Raw genomic sequence first — 6,498 nt, 5'->3', positions numbered from 1 at the left:
TCTCACCATGGTGCTGATTCCCCTCAGAAAACAGCACCACGCCGCCATGCAAAATCATCAAATGTGAGTCAGACCCCCTTTTGCGCGCCGATCCAGGGTCCCAATTGCGGGCCGATTGACAGCTGAGGAAGAATTGCACGCAAGGGCGCAAACGGAGTAAGCGGTGCGCCAAGGCACCTTGCAATAGGCTGATAAACATGGAGCTTTCGCGCCATGACATTGGAACATGCGAGGGGCGATATGGTCGCCGAGATCAGCGGCGGCGCGCCGGCCGAAGATTGTGCAGCGATGCCCGGGCGCGTGCGGCAGCGAAGGCTGTGGAGTTGCACTGAGAAGCGCGCGTTGGTCGACCTGGCGAGCGCGGCGGGGTCGTCGGTGCCTGAGGTCGCGGAAGCGTTCGGCGTAGCTCCATCCCAGCTCTATGCGTGGCGCAAGCAGATGGCCGGCGGCGAACTCGAGGCCGATCGGGCGATGGCAACTTTCGCGCGGATCGAAGTGAACGATCTGCCCGAGGTCGAGCGTCCCGTCGCCGATTGCCCGGACCCGGCCGGCAGGATCGTCGTGGCCTTTCCGAACGGCGCGCGATTGCGGATCGACGGGACCATCGATCCGACGGCGCTGCGTATCGTACTGGCGGAGTTGACCAGGTGATCACGGTGGTGCCGACCGACCGGATTTACTTGTGCTGCGGTGAGACCGATATGCGCCGCGGGATCAACAGCCTGGCGCGGATGGTGCAGCAGGTGCTCGCACTCGACCCGCATTCCGGCGCGATTTTCTGCTTCCGTGGACGCAAGGGTCATATCATCAAGATTTTGGCGCATGACGACCAGGGGTTCTGCCTTTTTACAAAACGCCTTTCCGATGGGTGTTTCGCCTGGCCGACGACCAAGGATCAGGTGACCGTGTCGCTCACCAAGGCACAGCTTTCGCTACTTTTGGACGGGATCGATTGGCGCCGGCCGAACAAGATTTATCGACCGCGTCTGGCCGGCTAAATTAGGCCGTTTCTCATTGATTTTGTGTCGATTTTGCTTCCGTAGACGAGGCCTTTCGGGTATGTAATTTGGGTGTCGGAACAAGCTCCCTCCATCGCTGATTTCCTCGCTCGGATCACCTTTCTGGAGGCGGCCGTTTGTGCCCGTGACACCGCCATTGCCGAACGGGATGAGCAGCTGCGAAGAGAGCGCGCCGAGGCCGCGCTTCGCATCCAGCGCCTGCAGCTGCAGATCGATCGCTTCAACCGCAAGGCCTTCGGCCGCTCCTCCGAGAAGCTCGGCCAGATGCGGCTTGAACTCGAAGATCTCGAGACCGATTTCGGGGCCAGCGTGCCCGATCTCGAACTGCCTATCGTCGCGCACAGCGACAAGGTCCGGGTGTTGCCGCTGCGTAAGCTCAACCCCAACCTGCCGCGCAAGCGGGTCGTTCGCGAGCCGTCTTGCGCATGTTGCCCGGGCTGCGGCGGCGATCTGCGCGCCATGGGCGAAGATCGCGACGAGATGCTCGATCTGGTCGCCCAGGCCTGGCAGGTGATGGAGACCGTTCGACCCAAGTACAGCTGCCGGACCTGGGATAAAATCATCCAGGCGCCGGCACCAGCCAAGGCCATTGCACGCGGCAAGCTCAGCTATGCCGCACTTGCCCATATCATGATGGCCAAGTGGGGTTATTATCTGCCCTACTACCGTCAGGTACAGATGATGGCCGCCAAGGGCGTCGATATCGAGCGATCCACGCTTGCGCGCAGCGCCGGCTACGCCGCCGCCTTGCTCGATCCAATCTACAATCGCATCCGTGAGATCGGCCGTACCCGCAGCAAGATTCACACCGACGACACGCGGCTTCCGATCCTGGCGCCCGGCACCGGCAAGACGCATAAGGGCGCGCTCTGGGTCTATGTCGCCGACGACCGCAACTCGGGTTCGAAGGAACCGCCGATCGCCTGGTATCGCGCCACCATGGGCCGCGCCGGCGAGAGCGTGATGAGCGAGCTCGCCGGATTTGCCGGCACGCTCCAGGCCGACGGTTTCAGCGGCTATAACCAGCTCTACAAGGGCGGCGCCATTCGAGAAGCCGCCTGCCTGGCCCATCTGCGTCGCAAGATATTCGACGTTCACGACAGCCAGCCGACCGAGCTCAGCACGACGGCGATGGCCGGTATCCAGGCGATCTACCGGATTGAGGAAGAGATACGGGGGCTGCCGCCCGCCGAGCGATTGGCCGCACGACGAAGGCGAACCCGACCACTGGTCCGCGCGCTGCGACGACAGCTCACGCGCCAAGGCAAGGGTTTGTCGCGCCATGCCGATATCGCGAAGGCCTTCGCCTATGGCACCAAGCGATGGCGCGCGTTCAATCGCTTCCTCTACGATGGCCAGCTCGAGCCCGACAACCTGATCGCGGAGCGCGCCATTCGCGGATTTACGGTCGGCAGGCGCAATTGGCTTTTCTCGGGCAGCTTCGCCGCGGCCGAGCGGTCAGCGGTCGTGCTCAGCATCATCGAGACCTGCAAGCTCTGCGGCGTCGATGCCGAAGCCTACATGGCCGATGTCACCGAGCGCATCCAGAACGACTGGCCAGCCTCGCGCTGGGATGAGCTGATGCCGTGGAATTGGGTGCGCCGCCAAGCGATGCCGCTCTCCATGGCGGCATGAGCGCAATCGATGACATGGCGCTGTCGGACGAGGCGCTCGAGGCCTGGATGGCCATCAAAGCCGCCCCCCGCCCGCTGGTGCGGACCATGTCGGCGCTGGATGGCTTCGTAACGGCGGCGGTCACCGGGCCGCGGTTCGCGGACCCGCAAGACTGGATGTGCCCGCTCATGGGGTTGCGGCGCGACGTCCTGGCCAAAGGATCTGCAACCGATCACGCCGTGTTTGCCAGCGTCGCCAGGATTCACAACCGGATCAACGAGACGCTCTTCGACAGACCGCAGGATTATGCGCCCCGATTCGCCACCAAGCCCAGCGGCGGCATCGACCCGCGGCCGTGGTGCCAGGGGTTCTACGCAGCCATCAATCTCAACATCAAAAAATGGAAATCGCTACTCGACCTCAACAACCCCAACCACGGCCTGCTGCTGCCGATCCTGATCTACTGCGTCGACAAAAAGGGCAGGCCCGTCCTCGGCAAGCCCAGGCCGGGGCCCGAGACCGCGCGCTTCATCGAGCACGAGGCGTACAAAGACATCGCCCTCGTCATCCCCGCCCTGCGCGAACTCCACTACTTCACCCGTTATGACGATCCGAAGTGATCGGCGCCGGCGCGCCGACCAACGATCGATCTAACCATCAAGACGATTTCGGGACAGGTGCCTTGGCGCACCGCTTACCAAACGGACGAACGACGCCAGCTTGAAATGCAGCTTCCCGGCGATCGACGCAAAGAGTTCGTCATCAGCATCGATACTGCGCATGTTCGCAGCGCCGATTCCAATTCCGCGCGCAACTTCGAGCTCGTTGTGGCCCGATGCGGCCGCGGCGGGCGGGGCGAAGGCGGCGGTCGCTATTTCGTGACCGGCAGCACCGACCAACGGGCAATCCGGGATCGCGCCCTTCATGCCCTTCGGGAAGTAGGCTACCGCGGCTTTGGCGATGTGACGGTGATTTCGGACGGCGCCGAAATCCTGAAGCGGCTACCCCGCGCAATGCCGAAGCCGACGGCCCACATCATCGACTGGTTCCACATCGCCATGAAGGTCCAGCCGATGCAGCAGATCGCCGATCATATGGCTCGATCCCGATCGGGTCTCTCTGAAGCGCTTCCCGCAATCGACCGTGACATCAGAGCGGTGAAGTGGCGCCTGTGGCATGGGCGGGTCGATCGCGCGATCACCGATCTGGAGCAACTCTTGGAGAGGGTGAAGGCTTCGCAAGGAGACAGCGAGTTCTCCATCGCCCGACTTCAAAGCCTCGGCTTGCAACTCCTGACCTATATCCGTTCGAACCGCGGCGCGATCGTCAACTATGGCAAGCGCTACCAAGCCGGCCTTCGCGTCGCAACGACTCTGGCTGGATCGGCGGTGAATTCACTTGTCGGCAAGCGGATGGTCAAGAAACAGCAGATGCGGTGGTCGCTCCACGGTGCTCACATGCTCATGCAGGTCAGGACGGCAGATCTCAACGGCGAGCTTCGCAATCGATTGCGGGCACCGTTCCGACAGCCAGAGCCGAACGTGCCACCACTATTCAAGCCCAAACCGCCTCTCCTGCGCGCCGCCTAACCCCAGAGAAGTTACCGGTCTCGTTAAGGGAGGACGGCAACCACCCCATCTGCCAAGCGACAGTTGTAGATCGAGGCGTCGCTGACCCCGTGCTTGCGGCACAGATCGGCAACCGATACCCCGGCCTCATGTTCCTTCAAAATTCGGATGATCTGCTCTTCAGAAAAGCGGCTACGTTTCATGTCCTGGTCCTCTCGATGGGCCAGAACGAACGTCAACCGGATTAGATCAGCGGGGCAAGGTCACCGCATGTCGGCCATGAATACGCCAACCCAATTACATTGTTGGAAATAAGTAACTCGAGCGAAAACGTGCAATTTGCCTTCGACACGTACCCTAATCGCGCAGAGATATCAATTTCCACATCCTGGAATTCAATGAACTGGTTGTACAGCGGGAAATACGCCTTATATACCGCCTCTTTCAGAACGAAGAGGTCCCGCCGCTTGAGCAGATGTAGATCGTACATGCGTTGCTCGTTAGGGGTGGCAATCAATTCGATCAGGTTCTCCGGCAGAGGTTCATTAGGCTCAATGTCGATGCCGAGAGCCGCAATCCTTTTCGTCCCTGCAATGGCGGCGGCTGCTACGGTATCGTGGTGCGCCAAAGATCCGACGACGCCGGGTGGCCAGATCGGAACACCAGAGCGCGTCTTTAGGATCGGCAGTTGTGGGAATCCCAGTTGCCCAAGGAGTGTTCTGGCGACTACTCTTGCAGCACCGCTTTGGCGGCGAACTTTGGTAACAGCGCGTCCCAACGAGGTAACTTCGGAAGCGTATAAGGTGGAGTCGTCGCCCGGTTCTATTGGACGGATGCCGACGAGGATGTTCCGTTGATCAATTGCGATAATCTCCATCTGTTTGGTTCCTTTGAGCTTTTCGAATGAGAAGCTCAGCCAATGCAGCTTGGCCTTGGAATTGACTCGGTTCGGTCGTCGATCAGCAGCGGCGGCGGACCACATATGTTTCCCATCTTTGGATCACCGAGCCAGAACTCCTCCGACATTTGGGGATTGTCGCGATCCGAGACCGAACCTCGTCTGGGTGCCAGAACCTTCGGTGCAGTTCGCTAGGGATCTTTTTCAAGAACCCCGGTTAAAGGCGTAGAAATGGCTCGGGCCAGAGCCTTGCGGTTTTCCAGAACACTCATCATCGTCACGTGGTCGCCTACAATCGGTACGGCAGTAATGGCCTCCGGACTCAAGACCCGGTCCCAGCCGCGCATAGGCGAACATGCCTCTGGGCAGAATGAACTCTTAGCTTGTCGTGCCCGAGAACTGAAGAGAGCCTCGGTGGCATAAAACTGATGTATCTCAATTGGCAGGGTTGGGACTTGGTACGCCTGCAGCGCCTTGTGGAACCGGGCGGTCCTTTCATACATCAAAACATCGTTATCGAGATTACGATCCAGAGGTATTGCGCCAATTTGCTGCCCCTTTTCAAGCAGCTGAGCGATTGAACTTTGTCCAGCAAATTGCTCCAACACTTCGAAGCTCTCATCATCTAAGGATTCAAAAGAATCGAGCACCACGTCTCGTACCATTTGGATGGGTGATATCTTTGTCACGTTTGCGGGTAGCGTAACATCGATGAGAGCGATGAACGACACAGCGTCATCGAGACTCAGCAAGCGCTGGGCGATTGCGTAAGCCAAGATTCCGCCTGATGAGTATCCAGCGAAGCGATATGGTCCCTGCGGTTGAATTTCTTTGATCGCGAGGATGACCTGATCAGCTATCGCTTCAAGGGTCAGTGGACGAACTTCATCGAAAGACGGCCATGGTAAAGCGTAGACGGGACAGTCTACGTCCATTTCCTCCACCAGACCGACGACATAGGAACAATCGCCAAAACCTGTGGGAACAAAGAAGAGCGGTGGCTGCGATCCGGTTGGTCGAATGGAAATCACTCCGCGACTCCTGGGCTGTGGCTCCAAATGAATCTTCGATGCAAGTTCCTTCAGAACAGGGGCTTGGAAGAGGTCAGCGGCGCTAAAGTCCAGCCCAAGATCTAATGCTCGACTGAGCAACTGCACCGCCAGGAGCGAATGGCCGCCCAGTTCGAAGAAGTTGTCGTGGCGCCCGACCCGCTCGACACCGAGAAGCTCCGCCCAGATCTGTGCCAGCGCCGTCTCGACCGCGCCGCGCGGCGCCTCATAGGCCGCCCGCGCATAGGCGTCGTCGTCGGGAACAGGCAGCGCCTTGCGGTCAAGCTTGCCGTTGGCCGTCAGCGGCAGCGCCGCCAGCCGCACGAATGCCGACGGCACCATGTAGTCCG

7 protein-coding genes and 1 pseudogene are annotated in these 6,498 nt (G+C 60.2%); 5 read left to right on the top strand and 3 right to left on the bottom strand.

All coding sequences use genetic code 11. The features are described 5' to 3' along the window. Positions 1 to 240 precede the first annotated feature (240 nt). The 5 genes from tnpA (at position 241) to NKJ06_RS33695 (ending at position 4,222) form a co-directional block, all read left to right on the top strand. The gene (tnpA, locus tag NKJ06_RS33715; RefSeq protein WP_065005555.1) at positions 241 to 651 is read left to right on the top strand and encodes an IS66-like element accessory protein TnpA; all 411 of its coding nucleotides are present in this window, start codon (positions 241 to 243) and stop codon (positions 649 to 651) included. Further along, positions 648 to 998 (top strand): IS66 family insertion sequence element accessory protein TnpB, encoded by a 351-nt coding sequence (gene tnpB / locus NKJ06_RS33710; protein ID WP_023782575.1) that lies wholly within the window; start codon positions 648 to 650, stop codon positions 996 to 998. Before tnpA ends, tnpB begins: the two co-directional genes overlap by 4 nt. Positions 999 to 1,070: 72 nt before the next feature. Then, positions 1,071 to 2,654, top strand: a complete 1,584-nt coding sequence (gene tnpC, locus NKJ06_RS33705; protein ID WP_352812220.1) for an IS66 family transposase — start codon at positions 1,071 to 1,073, stop codon at positions 2,652 to 2,654. Further along, entirely contained in the window at positions 2,651 to 3,253 is a 603-nt protein-coding gene (locus tag NKJ06_RS33700) for a UPF0149 family protein (RefSeq protein WP_352812219.1), read from the top strand. Before tnpC ends, NKJ06_RS33700 begins: the two co-directional genes overlap by 4 nt. 105 nt (positions 3,254 to 3,358) lie before the next feature. Next, positions 3,359 to 4,222, top strand: coding sequence for a hypothetical protein (locus NKJ06_RS33695; protein ID WP_352812217.1), 864 nt, complete (start codon positions 3,359 to 3,361; stop codon positions 4,220 to 4,222). A 32-nt stretch (positions 4,223 to 4,254) separates the two neighbouring features. On the opposite strand, the pseudogene NKJ06_RS33690 reads toward NKJ06_RS33695, so the two are convergent. The 3 genes and pseudogenes from NKJ06_RS33690 to NKJ06_RS33680 form a co-directional block, all read right to left on the bottom strand. Next, positions 4,255 to 4,404, bottom strand: a pseudogene (locus NKJ06_RS33690) (transposase); the annotation flags it as partial. 41 nt (positions 4,405 to 4,445) lie between these two features. Further along, positions 4,446 to 5,183 carry a 4'-phosphopantetheinyl transferase family protein gene (locus NKJ06_RS33685; protein ID WP_352571881.1) on the bottom strand — a complete coding sequence of 246 codons (738 nt, stop codon included), beginning with the start codon at positions 5,181 to 5,183 and terminating at the stop codon, positions 4,446 to 4,448. 107 nt (positions 5,184 to 5,290) lie between these two features. Further along, positions 5,291 to 6,498, bottom strand: a 1,208-nt coding sequence (locus tag NKJ06_RS33680) for a thioesterase domain-containing protein (RefSeq protein WP_352812215.1), incomplete at its 5' end; no start/stop codon positions are given.

Origin of the sequence: Mesorhizobium sp. M0293 (genome assembly GCF_040321735.1) — a bacterium.
Taxonomy (GTDB): Bacteria; Pseudomonadota; Alphaproteobacteria; order Rhizobiales; family Rhizobiaceae; genus Mesorhizobium.
This window is presented reverse-complemented; position numbering and strand designations above follow the sequence as displayed.